At 48.2% G+C, this 19,266-nt stretch carries 19 protein-coding genes; 2 read left to right on the forward strand and 17 right to left on the reverse strand.

The genetic code is table 11. The annotated features are described in order from the left end of the window. Positions 1-10 precede the first annotated feature (10 nt). The 16 genes from L3C95_RS18865 to L3C95_RS18940 form a co-directional block, all read right to left on the reverse strand. A complete protein-coding gene (locus L3C95_RS18865; protein ID WP_236389961.1) occupies positions 11-586 on the reverse strand; it encodes a hypothetical protein in 576 nt (191 codons plus the stop codon). Continuing rightward, entirely contained in the window at positions 532-4,008 is a 3,477-nt protein-coding gene (locus tag L3C95_RS18870) for a hypothetical protein (RefSeq protein ID WP_236389963.1), read from the reverse strand. Before L3C95_RS18870 ends, L3C95_RS18865 begins: the two co-directional genes overlap by 55 nt. Next, complete coding sequence (locus L3C95_RS18875) at positions 4,008-4,466, reverse strand: GPW/gp25 family protein (RefSeq protein WP_236389964.1); 459 nt, start codon at positions 4,464-4,466, stop codon at positions 4,008-4,010. Before L3C95_RS18875 ends, L3C95_RS18870 begins: the two co-directional genes overlap by 1 nt. A gap of 19 nt (positions 4,467-4,485) precedes the next feature. Next, complete coding sequence (locus L3C95_RS18880; protein WP_149696842.1) at positions 4,486-4,776, reverse strand: PAAR domain-containing protein; 291 nt, start codon at positions 4,774-4,776, stop codon at positions 4,486-4,488. Positions 4,777-4,797: 21 nt separating this feature from the next. Further along, positions 4,798-6,585: a type VI secretion system tip protein VgrG gene (gene vgrG / locus L3C95_RS18885; protein ID WP_236389967.1), complete on the reverse strand. Its 1,788-nt coding sequence runs from the start codon at positions 6,583-6,585 to the stop codon at positions 4,798-4,800. Positions 6,586-6,587: 2 nt separating this feature from the next. Next, the gene (locus L3C95_RS18890; RefSeq protein ID WP_236389969.1) at positions 6,588-7,298 is read right to left on the reverse strand and encodes a CIS tube protein; all 711 of its coding nucleotides are present in this window, start codon (positions 7,296-7,298) and stop codon (positions 6,588-6,590) included. Continuing rightward, complete coding sequence (locus L3C95_RS18895) at positions 7,298-7,468, reverse strand: DUF5908 family protein (protein ID WP_236389971.1); 171 nt, start codon at positions 7,466-7,468, stop codon at positions 7,298-7,300. Before L3C95_RS18895 ends, L3C95_RS18890 begins: the two co-directional genes overlap by 1 nt. 22 nt (positions 7,469-7,490) lie before the next feature. Then, positions 7,491-7,958, reverse strand: a complete 468-nt coding sequence (locus tag L3C95_RS18900; protein ID WP_236389972.1) for a phage tail protein — start codon at positions 7,956-7,958, stop codon at positions 7,491-7,493. Positions 7,959-7,960: 2 nt separating this feature from the next. Continuing rightward, entirely contained in the window at positions 7,961-8,404 is a 444-nt protein-coding gene (locus tag L3C95_RS18905; RefSeq protein WP_089831925.1) for a phage tail protein, read from the reverse strand. Between the two features lie 43 nt (positions 8,405-8,447). Further along, positions 8,448-9,293 carry a hypothetical protein gene (locus L3C95_RS18910; RefSeq protein ID WP_236389973.1) on the reverse strand — a complete coding sequence of 282 codons (846 nt, stop codon included), beginning with the start codon at positions 9,291-9,293 and terminating at the stop codon, positions 8,448-8,450. Between the two features lie 48 nt (positions 9,294-9,341). Further along, complete coding sequence (locus L3C95_RS18915; protein ID WP_236389975.1) at positions 9,342-10,286, reverse strand: hypothetical protein; 945 nt, start codon at positions 10,284-10,286, stop codon at positions 9,342-9,344. A 55-nt stretch (positions 10,287-10,341) separates the two neighbouring features. Next, entirely contained in the window at positions 10,342-11,745 is a 1,404-nt protein-coding gene (locus L3C95_RS18920) for a phage tail sheath family protein (RefSeq protein WP_236389978.1), read from the reverse strand. Between the two features lie 11 nt (positions 11,746-11,756). Then, on the reverse strand, positions 11,757-12,980 hold the full coding sequence (locus L3C95_RS18925) for a hypothetical protein (protein ID WP_236389980.1): 1,224 nt from the start codon (positions 12,978-12,980) through the stop codon (positions 11,757-11,759). A gap of 2 nt (positions 12,981-12,982) precedes the next feature. Then, complete coding sequence (locus L3C95_RS18930; RefSeq protein WP_236389982.1) at positions 12,983-13,597, reverse strand: DUF4255 domain-containing protein; 615 nt, start codon at positions 13,595-13,597, stop codon at positions 12,983-12,985. Positions 13,598-14,425: 828 nt separating this feature from the next. Then, positions 14,426-16,243 (reverse strand): family 20 glycosylhydrolase, encoded by a 1,818-nt coding sequence (locus tag L3C95_RS18935; protein WP_236389984.1) that lies wholly within the window; start codon positions 16,241-16,243, stop codon positions 14,426-14,428. Positions 16,244-16,850: 607 nt separating this feature from the next. Further along, complete coding sequence (locus tag L3C95_RS18940) at positions 16,851-17,834, reverse strand: MBL fold metallo-hydrolase (protein ID WP_236389985.1); 984 nt, start codon at positions 17,832-17,834, stop codon at positions 16,851-16,853. A gap of 118 nt (positions 17,835-17,952) precedes the next feature. Between L3C95_RS18940 and L3C95_RS18945 the strand changes: the two genes are divergently transcribed. Together L3C95_RS18945 and L3C95_RS18950 are read left to right on the forward strand one after the other, a co-directional pair. Further along, positions 17,953-18,333 (forward strand): winged helix-turn-helix transcriptional regulator, encoded by a 381-nt coding sequence (locus L3C95_RS18945; protein WP_236389987.1) that lies wholly within the window; start codon positions 17,953-17,955, stop codon positions 18,331-18,333. 49 nt (positions 18,334-18,382) lie between these two features. Beyond that, positions 18,383-18,724 (forward strand): TfoX/Sxy family protein, encoded by a 342-nt coding sequence (locus tag L3C95_RS18950; RefSeq protein ID WP_236389989.1) that lies wholly within the window; start codon positions 18,383-18,385, stop codon positions 18,722-18,724. Between the two features lie 254 nt (positions 18,725-18,978). Here the strand turns inward: L3C95_RS18950 and L3C95_RS18955 are convergent, their stop codons facing one another. Next, positions 18,979-19,251, reverse strand: coding sequence for a UBP-type zinc finger domain-containing protein (locus L3C95_RS18955; RefSeq protein WP_236389991.1), 273 nt, complete (start codon positions 19,249-19,251; stop codon positions 18,979-18,981). Positions 19,252-19,266 lie beyond the last annotated feature (15 nt).

Here is a 19,266-nt window from a genome sequence, read left to right on the forward strand (position 1 = left end):
TATGAATGATTTATTTGATCCTGAACACAGCTTGCTGACTGCCGCCGCTGCAGGTATCGTTAGTAATGATTGTATAAGTTTGTTCGCCGCCTATCAGTACCGACCATGGCGTATCGGCTGTAACAGCTTTTACCGCCGGCCCATCAACGCCTCCGCTTTTTACGAACATCGTGAAGTCGGTGACATAGTCCACGTATTCACGGTTTTCGATGAACTGTAATACGGACGACATCATGAGTGTACCTCCAAATACGATGTTCTGCGAACCACTGTTGATCCATGGCGACAGATATGCCTGTACTTCGCTGATCAGTTTCTTCTGATAGAAAGTCGCGTCTCTGCCAGCCCTCAGGCGAATGTTACCCTTAAAGCTGATAGGCTGATATACCGGGTTGATCACCTGCACCTTTGCAAATACCGAGGTACGTGTACGCAGATATTCGCTAACCCTTTCCAGGATGATACGGCTCACTTTAGGACTGAAGCGCTCATCTGCAGGATAATTCTCTATCTGCGGGATCACGGCCAGTGTCACCCATCCGGGCGATTGTAGCTGGGTGATGTTACCCTGTTCATCCCGGCACATCTTGCTATGCGGAATACATTTGATCTTGGAGATCTCGGGAATGCATCCAGTATGATGCGCTCATAGTCGAAAACATTGATGGCCCTTCCCTTGTGGCGTAAGCGTTCGCTTACACGCGTATAGAACTCATCAGCCGTTTCTTCCTTCCTGCCACCGAAAGACGGATAGGGCTGGGTGATCTTCGTGATCATCGCATCAGGCACGACCAGACCGCTGATGGTTTGTGCGGGCAAAGCAGTGTTCACACGTGCAGGATCATTCTCCTGACTCCGGAACACCGCTACTGCAGCTTGTGCCATCACCGCAACACCTTCACATACAGCTGCGGAATACTGATGTGTGCTCATACGTAACCAGTGAAGGCCAGATGGCAATACCGTATGAGTAGTATCTGCATCCCACGGCAGTGCAATGGTTACAATGCCCGACACCAGCATCTCTCTGGTGGTATCACTGATGATCTGTGTATTTTTCTCCAGGGCCTTCCATTCATTACCTGACATATAATGCCATTGAATATCGGCCCTGCGGATATCCGGGTTCGCAGTAAACTCTGCCAGCTGGAACAACAACGCTACATTGGTACCTGGCACTGCCTGTTCCAGTCCTATATACAGCGTACCTTCATCTTCATACACAGGCATGAAACTGGTGGCAGCACCTGAAGACAAGGTTTTATAATTGCCGGCTTCGTAAGGATACTGATGCAACAGCGTAATATCAGCACCGGTAGCAGTGGCATCATACTCCAGTGAGAAGCCTTTGATAGTGGGTGTATACGGCGGCAGCGGTATGGCGGTTAGCGCGCCTTCATCATTACCTACGAATGTGTTCATGCCTTCTGCAAGGCTCTTAGTGGCGCCCGCCCAGGCATCTGCACTGCCCGCGGCTGCTCTCAGTTCTCCAAATGCAGTATCTGCTGAGTCCTTTGTAATGCCGTCTGCCTGCGTCTTAGCCTCCCCTGTCTGTGTAGTTGTAACATTAGCAGTGGCCAACAAACCGCCCGCCCTTGACTGAAGGTCTGTCAGTTTCATATTGCTCACCCTCAGCATCTGCGTGCCGAGAATGCCGGGATATTCATCATGCTTAAAACTATTATCGAGCTTGAAGCGCAGGAATCCATACAGTGCCGCATTACTATAAGGAAGCAAAGGAGCAGACTGTGTCAGCAGCGGTATCTTTTCCGTTTCCGGAATATCGATATCTCTTTGCCGCTGCAAAACGTTGCCACTCTGCGCGAACAACTGTATGCCAGTGCCACCGGCAACACCTTCCCAGACACCGTTATTCAGGCGCTCCAGGGTGGTCGTGAAGTAAGTATTATTAATGCCCAGGTTATAGGCAGCGTAATGTGTTGCAAAATTAGCAGGCAATCCCTCCCACTCCATGTGCAGCTTCAGATCCGTCAACCGTTTCCTGAACACTTCATCACTACCTATGTAAAAGTTACTGCCTACTTTAGGTATACTGGTGAAAGGAAGGAATTTACCATTAGGATCAAGCGGTCCCTCATCATTACCGACCAGGAGGTTCTTCACATTGGTGACATGTACATTGACAGTGGTATTCTGAATAACCAGCTTGCTCAATATATCATACCAGGGCTCCTCTCTCTCTGCCAGGTAATAATGCAGACTGTGATTAAAGAGAATGCGCAGCAGCGGATCGCTTACCGGATAAGTCGCTTTCACTACATCAGGCGCGGGAGCGACCAACGCAGGTGCATCAGCAGCCAGTACAAAGTTCAGGGTAAGCTTGCTGTTATCCACCAGTGTTGTAGTGACTCCTGGCGCAGCATACCATCCCTCTTCGGTGGTACAATCCACCTGCAGCAGTTTCCTGCGTGCAATATCTTTTGCGTCCTGCAATTGCTGCGGACCAATATTCGTATAGGTGGCAAAATCACGATCGCCGATACCATCTTCCAGCCATATCTCAGTGATGCCGGCATTCTTCATTTTGGCGCGGAGACCAGCCAGACTGCCTTTATCGATACCCTTCTTCTGGAAAGCTTTCAAAATATCTTCATTCAGCAGATAGAAAGGTTTCTCCAGTAAGGCGGCTAGTTGTCCGGCCTTATCTTCCAATGATGACAGCTCGATGATGACAGTTACATTACGCGTACCTTCTTTCAGTAACAGCACCGGTGAAGCGATTAACAATCCGGTGGCAGCAAAAGGAAAATGTGTAACACCCGCCTGCGGATTATTCTTGCTTACATACTCAGCTGCACCCAGTAAAGGCCAGCTATTGTAAACCGGGTTACGGAAGCCTTCTCCCAATCCGTCGGCACTGGCCGCAACAGGGGCCACATATACATTTGCCTTATCATCTTTAAAAAGCGTACGCAGTTGGTTCACCTTCGCTTTATTCAGGACCACATCTTCTTCGGTATAGAAGCTGACATCTTTACCTGTAGCGTCTTTACCTGCCTTCAGTGCAGTGTCTTTCTTCAGCAGATAGTCAGGTAGCTGTTTAGCCAGTTCTGCCACCAGGTGTACGTGATCAGGTGCAAGCGGCTTCTTTTTCAACCGCAGTACCTCTTCATAAAAGAAGTTCAGGTGCTGACGGCCGATGGTGTTCATCTGCGTTTTCACCTGCGCGAAGAGTTCCAGGAAAGCATACAACAACCCCACATGTGGCTGATGTTTCTGCTGTCCTTTCAGTACCGCATCAAAATCTTTTACGGCAAAATCCTGTACCTGCAGGATGCCTTTATAGAAGATGACAAACAGCTCGTCCAGCTGTGTCAGAACTTTCTCTCTTTTACGGCGGGGATAGCTGGTCAGTCTTACGAGATAAGCATCTTTAGCGATCAGCTTATCCATCGTCAGATTCCAGCCACTGTTCTGCCGCAGGATAGCGATATTGTTCACCGCTTCTTCCGGCAGTGGATTTTCTGCATCCACCATTGTATTGGCGACAGCGATAAGGCGGTATAAAGCCTTACTGAAATCCGACTGTACCAGTGCACCCAGCATTCCACTGAGCCCTGTAGCGCCGTCCAGCTGTGTATGCCAGCTGTTTAGCTGCATGACCATGTCCAGTATCCGGAAGAACATGGACCAGAACTGGTCTGCCGGCAATTGCTGCGACAGGTCTGTCCTTGCCTTCTGATAAGCCGCATCAAAACCGGCCGTATCAAACTGCTGGATGGCGGCATACTGGAAAGGCGGATTACTGCGGAAGAAATCCTGCCAGTCCCCGCGCGGCGTCAGTGGTGTATCAGCCCTACGGAATGGCTGGTCGGTGTCATCATAGTAAAGTACATACCTGGCATAGCGGTACAGGAATCCCAGCAACTGGGCTGTACTACGTTCGTCTATCTGCACTTTATCAGTCGACAGCGCTTCCATTTTACGCTGCAACTGGCTTACACCATCGCGTACCAGGTTATTCGATATGTTTTCTGAAGCATTCATTATCTTATTGCTATGGCTGCATTTATTCCTTCTGAACGGCCTTCCTGTATATAGAAGTCATATACATAGTTGTACCGGGAATTAGTGGCCCTGATGGTATAATCAATATTGATGCGTAAATATCCCTGTATGGCGTCCCAGGAGTCAGCCTGAGAGACAGTGATCTTATCCGCCTTTATTCTTGCTTCGTAGTATAGGATGGCATTTGTTACCAGGTCTGTAATGAAGCCTATCAGTGTATTGCTCATTGATTCAAACTGGTAATCTGCCAGGTTACAACCAAACTGGGGAAGCATCACCCGCTCACCCAGGCTGGTAGACAAAAGAATATGAAGGCTTTGTTCTATATCCTCCCGCCCTACGGCCATTAAGGCGTAACAGTCTTTGTCGTCATTGTCTTTGCGGAAGGTGGGTGGAAAAGACCAGCCGCAGCCCAGAAAATCTTTTGCGTCGAGCATATACAAATCTTTTAAGTAGTTAACCTCCTATCATCACCGTCGGACATCCTAATACGATGGAGCCGCCATGGGCTGTCGTATCGCCCATACGGGCGGCAGGCTTGCCTCCTATCATCACCGTAGCGGAGCCTTTTACGATGACGTCCGGCGGACCGGTACACACCAGCATGTCGCCCACCGTTGCTGCAGGCATGCCACCTATCAGTACCGTAGGTACGCCCGGACCGGAAACAGGACCGCCTACATGTGGCACTACTCCTGTCACCATGGGACAAACATGCATATCTGATATTCTTGCTGCCGGGGGCATTGTTTGTATCTGTTTAATCTTTTAGTTAATCTTCACCATTCCACCTGTCAGTTCCAGCATGGCTGAAGAGGCAACCTTTGCTTTGGCCTGCCCGTTCAGTTCGAGCGTGGTGCTTGCCTTACCGGAAATGGTGGCGCCTTCTATCTTGATGTCTGTAGCTGCCTTCAGCGTGAAAGCAGCGCCAGCTTCCATCTTGATATCTTTAGGACTCTTGATGGTAATACCGGCTTGTTCCATCTTGATCATGTTACCATGCTGATCCTGGATAGTGATGGCTTTGTCTTTCTCACTCAGCTCAATGAAATTGCCTGCAGGCGTTTCCATCTTCATCACTTTATTCTCATCGTCATACATGGTTTTCATCTTACTGCGGGTTACAAGCCCCTTGATATGATTTGCATCCTGTGCCTGTACAGGGGCCGGTTTATTGCTGCTGTGCAGCATTCCCAGTACCACAGCAAAACGGGGATCACCATTGACAAAACCTACGATCACTTCATCGCCTATTTCAGGACGGAAGAAGTAGCCCCTTTCCTTGCCTGCATCCAGCGATGCTACACGGGCCCAGGTACCCTTATCGTTGTTGTCTGTCAGCGGCATCTTCACCAGTATGCGGTCTTCCCCGTCAGGATCGCTTTCCAGCTGTACCACCACACCTATCTGCAAACCATGCACGGCGGGCAGCATACCTGCGGCAGGTGTTTCGATCAGTTCAGGTTTATGATGGAACCATTCAGGAGAGATACCGAACTGCAAATGGGTCTGCCAGATGCCATCCACGTATTCATGACGTACGCCACTCACGTATACCTGGCCGTTAAAGCGGTTGCCCAGTCCTTTCAGCTCAATGGTATCGCCTGGTTTTGTGTCTGGCGAACCTTTTATTTTGGCACGCCCGCGGATCTTGGACATCCTGCTTTTCAGGAGCACAGATTCGGTCCAGGCTTTCAGTTCAGGCTCGCTTACCAGGCCGCTGTGCCGCAGTTCCAGTTTGGCAGGCGATACTGCTTTTGCCAGCGTGCTGCCGGAAAGATTGCCCGCCTCCTTGAAAGACACGCTTGCTGTGGAGTTCTCCTTTACCGCCTGGTCCTTATAACTCCAGGAACTGGCGCTGACTTCCTGCCATTGGGTACGGGCGTCTATTTCGGCATCGAACTCCTCGATGGTAGCGCCATACACCAGCGTAATAGAAGGAGCTTTCAAAGCAGGTTTCACCATGTTCACCTTACCGTCCTGCACAAGCAGGATGCAGCTGTTCATTTCTGCACGGCTCAGGGCAAAGTCCCAGTCCGTACAATAGAACTGAACCAACTCCTTATGTGTTACGGAAGTAGGTTCCAGTGAACCAGCCTTGCCGCCGAGCACCTGCTTCAGGGCATCGCTGTCGGTAGTGTCGCTGAAATATTTATTCTTCCTGCCCAGTGTGAGTGATACGGCTTCATCCCTGCAATCGAGATACAGGGTGCCATTACCGCTTTCAGTGGCTTTAATACCATGTTTTACGATAACGCCTTTGAAAACGCTGACCGGTTGCCCGTCACGTCCTACCTGTATCTCTATCTTGTTGCCAGGAATGAATTCAGCCGCCTCACTCAGGGCAAATTTTTCCTGTGATGTATCACCGTCCAGGTACTGGAGCCGCGCGTACGGGATCTGGTTCGCTTCCTTCACGACAGACACTGAACGCAGGTCAAAGGAAGGATCGTTCACCCTGTTGCCGTTGATCAGCACGTCGATCTTGGTGTAATCGTACATGTCCGGTGTGGGAATGATCCGTTCGTCTTCAACTATCTTTTCTTCGTTTGCCATGTTCAGGAAGTTTTTTGGGTGCCGGAGTTTTTCACCGGCGGGAATGCCAGTTCATCATCCGTACGCAGTCTCCGTACGCTGACGAGTTCATTGTAATAAGCTACCTGCATGTACAGGGCAGGGTCTCCGTAGCTTTTGTAGCAGAGCAGCGGCAATGTATCGCCGTCAGCCACCCTGACACTACGGAAAAGGTCCGGTGAGTGTTTATCCTCTTTTGCGACCCGTTTTTTGGGCTCAACATACTGGGTGAACGAAGCACTCACCTTCGCCCTTAAAGGCTCTCCATCGGGCTTAAAAAGCACATAATTGATATCCAGGGTAGCAAGGATGCAGTCAAAGGTGAACATCCCCCACTGGATCTTCAGGATGGCGGGCTTATGTGCCTCGCCCTGCATCCTGTACACGACATTCAGCAGTTGTTCCACCTGGTCCCTCACTTCCGTACCATTCAGGATGTTGCCTTCAATGGTACCGGTGTTGTCAAGGGTGAAATCCAGTTTGAGCTGTTCGGGTGCGGTGAACTTGTATTCCGGAGCGCTCCCCTGGTTACCGCCGGTGGGTTTATCCTTAGACTCTACTTTGTAGGACTGGGCATAACTTTCCGGGTTAATAGGGATGGTGAAATCAGCGCCGGCTGATTTGTCCTGTTTCGGAGTGAGGAAGGGCCGGATGACGATCTTCTCTACATTCGCCGTTTCTTTTTTCGTTGCCATCAGCGTTCTCTTTGATCTTTCAGGATTTGCAGCACTTTTTCCACACAGGCGCGGATAATGGCATCAGGAGATCCCTCCTGCTGTTCATTGCTGCTGCCTGTGTTACCTTTGTTACCGGCAGCTTCATCGACAGCTACCTTGATGACCATTTCTCTTATCTCTACTGGCATGGGGCCTGGTTTTAAATAGCTACTATTCCACGTTGAAATAGTTATAATTCAGTTCAAATGTTTCAATGACCACCTCGCCTTTGTCCGCATTGAAGTCAGCCACCTTCCAGTTCTTGGGCCACGCACGGTGCACTTTCCACGTCATGAGTGGTTCATGCCGGTCGTTAAGCAGCTTTACAACGAGATCAATGGGCGCAAAGCTGAAGTTCCTGAACGCATCCAGACACCACTTCGAGATGGTGGAGTCTGCCGGTTTGAAGATGCCACGGCGCAGTACGAGATCCGTACACTTATTGCGCATCGGGATAACATGCTCAAAGCGGTTCTCTCCTCCCTCCCGCAGCGTATCTGTCTGCATTTGAAAGTTGAGTCCTGATACTGACTGGAAAAAGATATCGTTGCCCGATGGCGGGGTCTCGCTCTTTGGGTCGAACAGGAACTCTACTTTAAAATGAAACCCTACAGGAGGATAATTAGCGTCTGCTGCCATTATTATTTATTTTCGATCACCAGACCTTCATGCACCAGCTCCACGCTTTCAACCGCGATCTCGTTGGCGTCAGCTTTCAGATCTGCAGACTGTACCTTGATAGGCCATGCATTCTTCACCTTCCATACGATGATAGGTTTATGCGTTTCGTCCAGCAGGCTGATAGTAATGTTCCTGCGGTATTTACCGTTCTGTTCCTGGAAGAACACGGTTTCTTCCCACCAGTCGAAATACTCGTTGTCTGACTGGAAAGTGCCGCGTTTCAGCGTGATGTTGCTGTATTTCTTCAGACCAGGTTGTTTGGTCTTGTGATATTCAGGACTGGCGCCATGGCGGTATTCTATCGCTTCTGTTTCAACAGTGAGGCCGGTTACTTCAGTGAAACCGATGTTTTTACCACCCCATTCTACCTGGAAGTGAAACTTGGGTAATGGATAATTTGCCATTGTAATGATTTTGTTCTGTTATGATTGAATGTTGAAATCTTGATTATCTTCTGGCTGCAGCTGCAGGTGCTGTTTCACAGGACTTTGCTGCCAGTGCGGCTGCATATGCTTTGTCCAGCGCAGTCTTGCGGGCCTGTGCAAATTCACGTTTGCAGGAAACCACTTCCACTTCTTTCTGCAGATCTTTCAGTTCGTCGAGGGTCTCTTCGTACTGACGTTTCGTTTTGGTATAGAAGTCGCAGGTCTCATCGTCCATCGGGAACAGCGGCGTTTTCTGCGGATGGCAGGAAGCGCAATCTTCCAGATCAGGCTTTTTGCCATCGGTCATCAATTTGTAGGAACCCACCACCTGGAACAGCAGACCTTTTTCGCCGGCCAGCAGCCCCCAGAGGTCTTCTTCCTCGTGATAGGTAACCAGCAATGCCTTGATAGCATCTTTGATAGCTGTCAGCGCATCATCTGTAGCGGTTTTCAGCGCAGCCAGATTTGCCATGATGGAGTTGGCGCCCTTGTCAGGTATCTTGTTGTCAATACGGTCTGTCAGTACCTTGATCTGTCCTTTCAGTACCTCGGTGCAATCCAGCAGTTTCTTGCCTTCGCAGATGAGGATCTTGATAGCATCGATACACAGGCGTGCATTCTTGCCGGATTTCTCGTTGTACTTACGGGTCCTTTCCAGGGTACCCAGGTAGATCATACCGAGACGGTTAGTTTCGGTGATAGTAGCCAGCAGGTCTTTCAGGACGTCGGCCCAGCGGGTCTTCTTTTCCAGGGCACTCTTCTTGAAAGCCTCCTGTGCGAGGGCGTTCACGAGTTCCTGGTCCGCCTCTGTGACGTCTTTTTTCAGACGGTCCAGGTATTGTTGTACGGTATCTTTATTTGAAGCCATGATGATTAAATTGTGTACGGTGTTTTAATAGTGTGAAACGGGCTGTTATTATGCTTCGTTCTCATGTGGTTCGCCAGGAGTTCCGCAGTTAGGATTCTCGTATGCGCCTTCTGCTTCCTCTGAAATATCATCCAGTTTCTGACAGCCACCGCCGTTACAGTTTTTATCCTCTACAAACTTGCTGGTTGCAGCGTCAGCATCTTTCAGTACCCATGCTTTGTTCTTGGAAGTACTTGCCGTGCTGAGACCCTTGAGTGCATCACCCAGTGGTTTGCGGGAATCATCATATTTCTTCTGGGAATTTTTAACGTTGTTCTCTACGTCGGTGATCAGCTTACCGCCATCAGTTTTAGCAGTAGCGATCAGCGCAGACAGGTTGTCGATATTAACGAAGGCATTGATACCTGCTACTTTTACAGCTGCCTGTGCCACGTCGTCGGCCTGGTTTACGATCTTTTCAGCATACTGTACAAACTCCTGTACGCTGTCTTCGATATTCTTTTTGTTGGGGCCTCCTTTAGAAAGGTTCTCGCGGATCAGTTTCAGCTCTTCTGAGTTGCATGAATCTGCCACAGCGTCTTTCAGTTTGCCTGCCAGTGTATTTACCAGGCCTACCTTTGTCTTGGCGGCTTTGATAGCGGTAACGGCAGCATCAAAAGAGGTTTTAACAGAAGTGTATTTTGTCTGAGCCTGTGCTACAGTCGCGGTAAGGCCTTCCAGGTCCTGTCCTGTGTATACGGTCACACAGTTGCTGAGGAAGTTGTACTCCTTTACAGCGCGGGCTAACTTATCGTTGATCTTTCTTTCAACGCATACTACCTGGCTGGCAGTATTGGTCAGAATCACTTCAGCTTCGAGGTTAGCAGAACGTTGCTGCAGTTCTTCTTTCAGGGTAACTCCGTATTCCTGCATCAGCAGATCAAACTGGGATGGGGATGGCGGTACACATTGTACTACCGGATGTTGTTCTACCGGAGGTTTAAAGTCGCTCATATATGGTGTATTTTCTGGGATTTAGTTATTACAATTGGGGGTGTTCGATCAGGGATCAGGATTCCTGCATTTTGTGACTGAATCTCAGGATGATGAATTCAGCAGGACGTACTACGGCCAGACCGATTTCAACGATCATTCTTCCTTCCAGGATATCAAATGCTGTCATGGTTTCATTGATGCCGATCTTCACATAAAAGGCATGCTCAGGTTTAGCGCCTGCCAGTGCACCGGAGCGCCACTGATTAATGAGGAAGTTCTCGATCATCGCTTTCACCTTTACCCAGGTATTAGCGTCGTTCGGTTCAAATACAAAACCTTCAGAGGCTTTCTTGGTAGATTCTTCCACCATGTTGAAATAGCGGCGTACAGAAACATAGCGCCATTCGTTGGAGTTACCATCCAGTGTGCGTGCACCCCAGATCTTGATACCTCTGCCTGCGAAGAAGCGGATAGCGTTCACAGATTTACCTGCGTTCACGTCCACGTTCAGGTTACGCTGGATCTGGTCGCTGATATCGCAGGTTACACCGGATACTGCCAGTAAGCCTTCATTGGCCGGCGCCTTCCACACACCACGTGCATTGTCAACACGGGCATATACACCGGCAACAGCTGCAGATGGAGGTAAAATGATAGAGAAGTTGGAGATAGCCAGTTTAACGTTCGCCTTATCCAGGTTATTTAGTCCGCCGAAATTAGGCGCGTCTCCACCTACGATTGTCACTGTACTTTCGTCATACGCATAGTCGAATGTAGAGCGGATGTTAGGGAAATATACAGCGCCGTAGCTGGTGTAAGGTGCGCTCAGGGAGATCGCATTACGGAAGTCATTTGCCGCTGCCAGGATCGCACTTTCTGTTTTTAATGTGAGACCGCTGTCGAACATGTCCATGATCACAAAACGGTCCTTCAGATCAAAACACTGTGTCAGCGCAGCTTCCAGCAGGGTTTTGTAAGTATCCTTCGGCAGGTTCTGGCCTTCAGGGAAAACAATGAGTGTAGGTTCATCCTGTTTTCTCAGTTCTGTCAGTGCATCCATGAATGCGTCCGAATCAGTGATCGGTGTACCCAGGTCCAGGTAAGGTCCTACGGAAATGATGTAACATGGACCACCACCGTTTGCATAGAACTGCTGCAGGGAATAGTACATGATGTGTTTGGACAATCCCTTACCGTCGGCATCATTGTAGCTTACAGTATAACGTTTGCCTGAGGTCTCACTTTCAGTGATGGTAACGATCAGGTTCACCTCTTTCTGCGGGCCGCCGAAGATGTTTTCATACTCCAGCAGTGAGCTGATACGTACGGGCGTACCCACTACTGATTTACCATCTACAATAGCCTGCTCTGTAAAGCCGATAAATGCAGGAATAGCTGTTTCCACCGCTGTGATGGATGGGGGGAACTTGGAGATCTCTTCAATATACACGCCTGGTGTATAGTATGTGTTTGCCATAATCGATCGATTTATAATTTCATTTTAGGAAGTAAAATTTCGGAACATATCAGGTCGCCCTGGCGGCTGATCATTTCGCCGTCAGGATTGGGAAGACTGACTGCAGCATAGCTCACCTTTCGGTAGGCCTGCATGAGCGGGTACGGTTGTTTACTGATGATCACCTTTTTGATACCCGGAGGAGCAGGAAGTACTTCCTCCCAGTTACCATCTGCTCCCGGAGGATCTGCTTTCTGCAGATAGTATTTCCAGTAAGTAGCCCTGTTGGCGAAGCGCAGTTCAAACACTGGTGCGGATGGTGTCCTGAGCAAACCATCTGCATCCACCAGTTCAAATGCGGCATCATTTGTATGCATTACCAGGTCGAGCACACCCCATACATCTTGCTGGTAAAGCGTTGAATGCAGGTAAACCGTATAACTCCGCTCGTAGCTGTTATTACCGGAGATCTTCAATGTGTAGATCCCGTCCGGTGTACCTGTAAAATTGAGGGCCGCTTCCCGCAAGCCATCTGCATGCTGGAAAGGCAATGTCTTAATTTCGTCTGCTCCTTTCAGCAATACGAAGTCAGCCTGTGTGATCCCTTGCTGGTCGAACGTGTAGGTAAACTTTTGCGGCAACAGGATGCGATCATATTCATTGATGAGATGATGATCATCTGTTGTTGCCCAGCCGGTAGCAGCGTTGTCAGTGCGGGCAATGGCCTGCGACACATTACCGTTGACGATCGCCATCTCTCCCATCTCATACACCTGGCCATCCGTGAACTCCTTTACGGCGGCGGAAAGTGAGGGAAAAGATTTACCGGTAGTAATATCGTCGTTCGTAAAATAGTAGCATGCGGGAAATACGGGATTAATACGCAGGTTACTACGGGATAACAAAGCAGCGTTTTTCAGGCGGATCGTAAACTGTAACCGCAATTGGCCGCTGACCGGCACCGCTGTTGTCAACGCCCCGTTGGGGCCCGGTGCAGATGCGACACCTAATACAAGTCCGGTGGATGTTTGACGATACACGATCCGCTGCCCTTTCAGTAATTTTTCGGTAGCGGGTGTCGGTTTGATCGTCACGTTTTCCATCAGGCTGTAGCGGTTATCCATCAGGAGATCGGCCAATCTGAATTCCTGGTCTTCCTGGGACAGGCTATAGTAGGTGCTTCCCTCTTTATCGAGGTAGAAGCTGTGCAACATATTCACCACGGCCAGGCGCCTGTATGTAATCTGAAAAGCCATTATTATGATTTGGGGAAAGCAATACTGTCTTTTGATTGGATCTGATCCACAATGGTACCCAGTCCTGTAATCCTGTTCTCTGTGATCTTTACCAGTCTTACTTTATATAGTACGCTGGGCATTTGTTTGCCACCCAGAGCGCCCCATAGATGATTCAGTTGTTCAAAGGAAAGGGAAAACAATTCTAAATGTAATTGCAGATCGTCGGGTGCCTGACCACTGTTGATCAGGGCTTCATTCGGTGAGTTCTTCAGGTTAAAACTACTCTTACCCTGAAAGAACTGGATAGCCTGAGAAAGCCTTGACAGCGCATCTTCATAGTTCTTATAATGCGCGGACACAAGCATGTACAGATTCAGATAGATAGGAGGATTATGATAGGCAACGCCCTGTGCATTCCGGTAAAAATGTGTGCTGTTTTTCAGGGTCGCTTCTTCCTCTATATTCACCATGCTCAGGATAATCCGTTCTTCTGCGCCCGGAGGCCTGTCTGGTGTTTCCAGTGTAGCTACGTTATCCAATACCACATGACCTTCGGGGTCGTTTCCCATAGGGTTAAAGGATTGGATATAACTATCCAACTGATCTTTTAATAATTTAAAAGCAGTGAAAATCATGGTGATGATTTTATTTACTATCAAGCACGGAAAGCAGGTCCGGTGGCTATTGCCAGCGGCTGTTTACACGGGATATGATAAATGATATATGATTTTTCGATACGTTGATGAGGAAAACGTGGACGGTTTTCAGGTACAGTTGTGGCAGCATTCTGCTTACGGATTTCGGGAGGGTGTATTGGCCATATGCACATGTTGCGGCGACTGCGGCACATCAAGAGTTAAACGAATCTTCTTTTTGTTATGATTTTTCTTTCGGGGTAATGTCTTCTTTTTTTTGAGTTAAATTTTGAGTTAATACAGGAGTTCTTCAAACGCTTTACACACGATTACCATAGAGAATGTAAAACTATGTAATAATTCGGAAATAAAAAACTTTTGAGCCATCGTAAAACTCAAATTACGTAGAACTACGCAAAGTGTTTTTTAGTGATGAAAATTAACTTTTCATGTACAATAATTTTTACTCATTTGACGAAAGTGTTGATGTTCTGTTCCTGAATTGCAACTACTCAAAAAATTGCGTATAGGTTGTATGTGATCAGGATATGACTTGCATATGACCAGCATTAACCTCCGATTATCTTCCGATCAAATCGGAGGATAATCGGAGGTTAATGCTGGTCATATGCAAGTCATATCCTGGTTACATGCTACTCATGTGAAGATTATTCGCGGCAATCACGTCGCCGTGGCGCGGCAATGTGTTTGTGAGTGGTGTACAACCGTAAATATATTGAGCGCATTTAAAGAATCCCATAAACGAAACAGGATGCCCCATCATGAGACATCCTGCCCTTTTATCAAATTAAACAATCTCTACTTTCCTTACTGCAACGGTACACTAAACATGTTGCTCACTCTTCCACCTGGTGTTACAATAATATAATTCAACACCATTGGCTTTGCTCCGGGCACCGCCAGTGTAACAGGTCCGTTATACAGATTTCCTGTCTGATCAGGTTTATGACCATCCAGCGTATAATACACTAAGCTATTCGCTATGAAAGGCGTGATCTCTGCAGTCCTTCTGCCAGCGGCATTTGCCGCAAATGTGATTTTCGCTTCAGGAATACGATAGAAATACTTCATCTGCTCCAGTTCCTGCAAACGTGCGGGCAGTCTTCTGGTAGAGAATTCATCATAATTCTGTTTGTCCCTTGCCGTCCACGCTATCTCAGACAAAGCCAGTATACGCGGGAACAACATATATTCCAGCTTATTGTTAGTGCCGATATACTCTGTCCACAGGTTAGCCTGTACACCTAATACCAGCTTCTGCTGATCAGGCGTCAGGGAATCAGGACGCGGATGATAGCTATACACTCTTTCCAGCGTCAGGAAACCACCGATTGCGGTAGGTTCTGTAGTTTTATCTTTAGCCTGATAGTGGTCAATATACAGGTGGCTGTTAGGCGTCATGATCACGTCATGTCCCATTCTTGCGGCGGCAATACCACCTTTCTCTCCTCTCCAGCTCATTACAGTAGCATTAGGCGCTAAACCGCCCTCCAGGATCTCATCCCAGCCTACAAGACGACGGCCGTTTTTGTTAAGGAACTTTTCAATGCGGGAAATGAAATAACTCTGCAGCTCATGCTCGTCTTTCAGCTTTTGCTTCGCAATCACACTCTGTGCGAATTTAGACTGCTGCCAGTGTTCTTTCGGCACTTCATCGCCACCGATGTGGATGTATTGGCTGGGGAAGATAGCCATTACTTCCGTCAGCACATCTTCCAGGAATTTGAAAGTCTCTTCTTTCGGACATAAGATAGCATAATGTACGCCCCAGTAGCCAGGTACCTGGTAGGTGGTATCTTTACAACCCAGCTGCGGATAAGCTGCTAATACAGCTGTACTATGGCCAGGCAGCTCTATTTCCGGCAGGATAGTGATCTTACGGTCAGCCGCATACTTTACGAGCTCACGGGCCTCTTCCTGGCTGTAATAGCCGCCATGTTTTTCACCATCGTATACAAAAGGCTTGAAATCGCCGTATTGTCCCAGGATGGTAGAATCGCGCCATGCAGATACCTGCGTGAGCTTAGGATATTTTTTGATCTCCAGGCGCCATCCCTGATCGTCCGTCAGGTGCCAGTGCAGCCGGTTGAATTTAAAATAAGCCATCACATCCACGATCTTCTTCATTTCATCCAGGGAGAAGAAATGTCTGCTCACATCGATCATCACACCACGATAACCGAACTCGGGTTTATCGGAAATCACCACTGCCGGTACCCCCAGGCTGCCATTCTGTACATCGATCAGCTGCAACAGTGATTGTAAGCCATAAAAGCAGCCAATATTGCCCCCTTTGATGGTTACCTTGTCATTTCCCGCTGTCAGGCTGTACGCCTCCGTGGTATCGTTCTGCTCTTCCAGTACGATCGCCTTTCCTTTGGCGTCGTGGGCCACGGTAAGGCGGATACCGTAACGGTTAAAGAGGAAGTCGTTGAACAGTTCAGCGTTCTTCCTGGCGGCGTTACTCTGCGCTACCAGGACCGTCTGCGGCCCAAGATCAAACCTGCCATTGGCCGGCTGCATAGATACGGGTTTGGGTATCAGGGAATAGTTTCCCTGCTGCGCATAGGCGCCGCTAACCCCTAACGATAGCAATAAGATAGAAGCGATTCTTTTTAACATCATCCTGTTTTATTGGTTTACGAGATTCAATTGCACGTGAAAAATTTAGTACCTGTAACGTGGATTATATACTCCTTGTAGCATAATATTACCCCAACACTGATAGTTTTTACACCGGTTTTCCGTAACTGGCTGAGTTATCGGACAATATAGTAAGAATTTGGTGGCCATCAAAGCCGTTCATCCCATAAATATCCTACGAATAGGGTGAAGTACCGTAACGAATCCGGTGGGGAGTATAGCTTATAGGCGCTCTACTATAGCGTTATGGCCACTATTCTATAGCCCTGGCTATAGAATAGCAGGCCTAATGCAGGACTATAGCGCCTATAGGTATAGAGTGGTACTATAGTCGAAGCGAAGTCGTACCCTTTTGGTACCATGGAAGGTTCGGTGAGGAATGGTCTCAAGTCCGGCTCAAAGGCTGGGTAAAGGCAGGGTAAAGCTATGGTAAAGGCACACCAACATACGGCATCATCCGCTTCGATGAGCCTGCCGCAGGCGACATCTTCGTAGTCTGCGGGTGTCCCCGGGGAAACGGAAGGATGTCCCCGGGGTTGGAATCTAAAACGCGTTCATATCCAGCAACGCGTCTGGTGTAAAGTATACATTAGGCTGGAAACGCATATGTCTCCGCTACCCACTCATAAGCATCTGCCTTCTTTTTGATATGCCCTATACCCGGCCAGGGCAGATGGTACGAAAATACGGCCGTCCGGTCAACTGCCAGCTCCTCCATTACCTTCCTTCTCGTGGCAGCAGCCATAACGAAATCTGTATCTCCGTCGAAACCCCATTCGGGGTGAGGGAACAACAACACATCTGAATGCAGCAGATCTGCGATATGCACGATCTCTTCTTTCCCCGAGAATATCCTGACAAGCGTATGGCCTGGCGTATGGCCAGCTGCCAGTTGCAGGCGTATACAGCCAAACAGCTCCTCTTTGTCGTCAAATAAATGCAGGCGGTCTTTCAACCCGGTCAACGTTTGCTTTGTAGATACCAGGATCCTTGCCAGCAACTCCTGATTACCGAACTTACTTTTTGAGAAATCAGATTTGTTAGCAGACATCCAGAACCTGTGCTCTATAGAAGACATATACACCTGGGCATTAGGGAATATCAGCTTATTATCCTGGCTAAACAATCCGCCAATATGATCAGGATGCGCATGTGTAATTACGATCTGTGTAACGTCATTTACGTGAATCCCTGCATCTTTCAGTGAAGCAGGCAACCAGCCGGAATCAGGACCGAAACCATAACCGGCGCCGGTATCGATCAGGATAATATCTTTTCCCTTCTTTACGATCAGTATGTTCATGCCCAGATCAATAGCCTTCGTTGACCGGAAGTTGCTTTCCAGCAACTGATTTACTTCCTGCTGCGGTGCATCCATGGCAAAGTGCTCCTGCACAGGACTCATCACAATATGTCCGTCCGTTACCACCATCAGCTCCAGCTCTCCCAGCTGAAACCGGTGATAGGGGCGTTCCGCAGGCGTAACACGTTTTCCGGCAAACAGGGATTGTAGCGGCAAAACAGATCCAAGACCTATAATAGCCATCGTTTTTAATAAAGCTCTTCTTTCCATCTTTGAATATTTACATCAAATTTATCCGGGGCGTATCTTTGAAACAAGTATGTACTTTTAAGTATCCTGGATACCAAAAAGTATGTATAATTGATTTTCAATGACAAAAAACTAAGGAATGGCTAAGAAAAATATTGACACACCCATTTGCGCGGTAGATTTTGCTTTCCGGAGGATCGGGGGAAAATATAAAGGCCGCATCCTATGGTATTTGCATATACATAAGGTGTTACGGTATGGCGAACTGCGAAAAAGCATTATTGATATCACGACAAAGATGCTGACCCAGACCTTGCGTGAGCTGGAGGAGGACGGACTGGTGCATAGAGAGGTCTATCATACGATGCCGCCCCGTGTAGAATATACACTGACACCTTCCAGCCAGGAACTGATCCCCTTCATCAATCACCTGCGACAATGGGGCGACAGACAGATGGATAAAGAAAATATTCCCAAAATAGGCAGCGCTGCTGACTGTGTGATAAAGGACGCCTACTAAAATATGGCTGGTAACAGGAAGTACTGTATGAATAACTAAACTTTTCTCTATGGCTTACGATGAAAAACTCGCAGACAGGATCAGGGAAAGATTTGCAGATCTTCCCAATGTGGAAGAAAAGAAGATGATGGGCGGCCTCACTTTTATGTACAATGACAAGATGTGTGTGGGAGTGATCAAAGATCAGCTCATGTGCCGCATTGATCCCGATCTTCACGAAGCTGCCGTTGAAAAGACCGGCTGCAGAACAATGGACTTTACCAATCGTCCGATGATAGGTTATGTACTGATCGATCAGACGGGAATGAAGAGCAAAAAGGATTTTGACTATTGGATTGATCTGGCGCTTGACTTCAATAAAAGGGCCAAATCATCCAAGAAGAAAAAATGAAACGGCCTGATACACGAAAGCTCCGGCTGTCTGACCGGAGCTTTGCGCTGATAATTCTGATACATTATATTGTTATTTCATCTCCACCCCTACTGATACCCTGGTCTCATTATAGAACGGGTTCAATGGTTTAGGCCTGGTACCAGCCGGCGATCTGAATACTTTGTCAGTAGACGATTTGGTAGATCCAGCCTCCACATTCAATGAATGGTATTTGTCATTGGTGATGCCGTTAAATACGGGCCCTGCACAGGTTAATATTCTGCAAATTGTTTATCAGGATAACACCACAGCCAACGCTCTCCCGGTTCTGCCGAAGCCACCACAGGGTGATGCGATTCATGGTAGTGACGGGTCATATGCTTTTCCGGCGACTGATCACAACAGAGCGTCACGCCACAGGTCTGACAGGTACGAAGATGCACCCATTCTCCGTTATGCTTAATGCATTCTTCACACACATACTCTTCCCCTATTTTCACTTCGGCGATCTCACGCAGATGCTGGCAGGTATTCTGATCTTCCATTTGTAACAATGATTT

The organism is Chitinophaga filiformis (genome assembly GCF_021646545.1).
GTDB classification, from domain to species: domain Bacteria; phylum Bacteroidota; class Bacteroidia; order Chitinophagales; family Chitinophagaceae; genus Chitinophaga; species Chitinophaga filiformis_A.

What these genes read in the sequence shown, in the direction of transcription:
- L3C95_RS18865 (WP_236389961.1), bottom strand. Translation starts at nt 586, where the DNA reads ATGTGCCGGGATGAACAGGGTAACATCACCCAGCTACAATCGCCCGGA.
- L3C95_RS18870 (WP_236389963.1), bottom strand. Translation starts at nt 4,008, where the DNA reads ATGAATGCTTCAGAAAACATATCGAATAACCTGGTACGCGATGGTGTA.
- L3C95_RS18875 (WP_236389964.1), bottom strand. Translation starts at nt 4,466, where the DNA reads ATGCTCGACGCAAAAGATTTTCTGGGCTGCGGCTGGTCTTTTCCACCC.
- L3C95_RS18880 (WP_149696842.1), bottom strand. Translation starts at nt 4,776, where the DNA reads ATGCCCCCGGCAGCAAGAATATCAGATATGCATGTTTGTCCCATGGTG.
- vgrG (WP_236389967.1), bottom strand. Translation starts at nt 6,585, where the DNA reads ATGGCAAACGAAGAAAAGATAGTTGAAGACGAACGGATCATTCCCACA.
- L3C95_RS18890 (WP_236389969.1), bottom strand. Translation starts at nt 7,298, where the DNA reads ATGGCAACGAAAAAAGAAACGGCGAATGTAGAGAAGATCGTCATCCGG.
- L3C95_RS18895 (WP_236389971.1), bottom strand. Translation starts at nt 7,468, where the DNA reads ATGCCAGTAGAGATAAGAGAAATGGTCATCAAGGTAGCTGTCGATGAA.
- L3C95_RS18900 (WP_236389972.1), bottom strand. Translation starts at nt 7,958, where the DNA reads ATGGCAGCAGACGCTAATTATCCTCCTGTAGGGTTTCATTTTAAAGTA.
- L3C95_RS18905 (WP_089831925.1), bottom strand. Translation starts at nt 8,404, where the DNA reads ATGGCAAATTATCCATTACCCAAGTTTCACTTCCAGGTAGAATGGGGT.
- L3C95_RS18910 (WP_236389973.1), bottom strand. Translation starts at nt 9,293, where the DNA reads ATGGCTTCAAATAAAGATACCGTACAACAATACCTGGACCGTCTGAAA.
- L3C95_RS18915 (WP_236389975.1), bottom strand. Translation starts at nt 10,286, where the DNA reads ATGAGCGACTTTAAACCTCCGGTAGAACAACATCCGGTAGTACAATGT.
- L3C95_RS18920 (WP_236389978.1), bottom strand. Translation starts at nt 11,745, where the DNA reads ATGGCAAACACATACTATACACCAGGCGTGTATATTGAAGAGATCTCC.
- L3C95_RS18925 (WP_236389980.1), bottom strand. Translation starts at nt 12,980, where the DNA reads ATGGCTTTTCAGATTACATACAGGCGCCTGGCCGTGGTGAATATGTTG.
- L3C95_RS18930 (WP_236389982.1), bottom strand. Translation starts at nt 13,597, where the DNA reads ATGATTTTCACTGCTTTTAAATTATTAAAAGATCAGTTGGATAGTTAT.
- L3C95_RS18935 (WP_236389984.1), bottom strand. Translation starts at nt 16,243, where the DNA reads ATGATGTTAAAAAGAATCGCTTCTATCTTATTGCTATCGTTAGGGGTT.
- L3C95_RS18940 (WP_236389985.1), bottom strand. Translation starts at nt 17,834, where the DNA reads ATGGAAAGAAGAGCTTTATTAAAAACGATGGCTATTATAGGTCTTGGA.
- L3C95_RS18945 (WP_236389987.1), top strand. Translation starts at nt 17,953, where the DNA reads ATGGCTAAGAAAAATATTGACACACCCATTTGCGCGGTAGATTTTGCT.
- L3C95_RS18950 (WP_236389989.1), top strand. Translation starts at nt 18,383, where the DNA reads ATGGCTTACGATGAAAAACTCGCAGACAGGATCAGGGAAAGATTTGCA.
- L3C95_RS18955 (WP_236389991.1), bottom strand. Translation starts at nt 19,251, where the DNA reads ATGGAAGATCAGAATACCTGCCAGCATCTGCGTGAGATCGCCGAAGTG.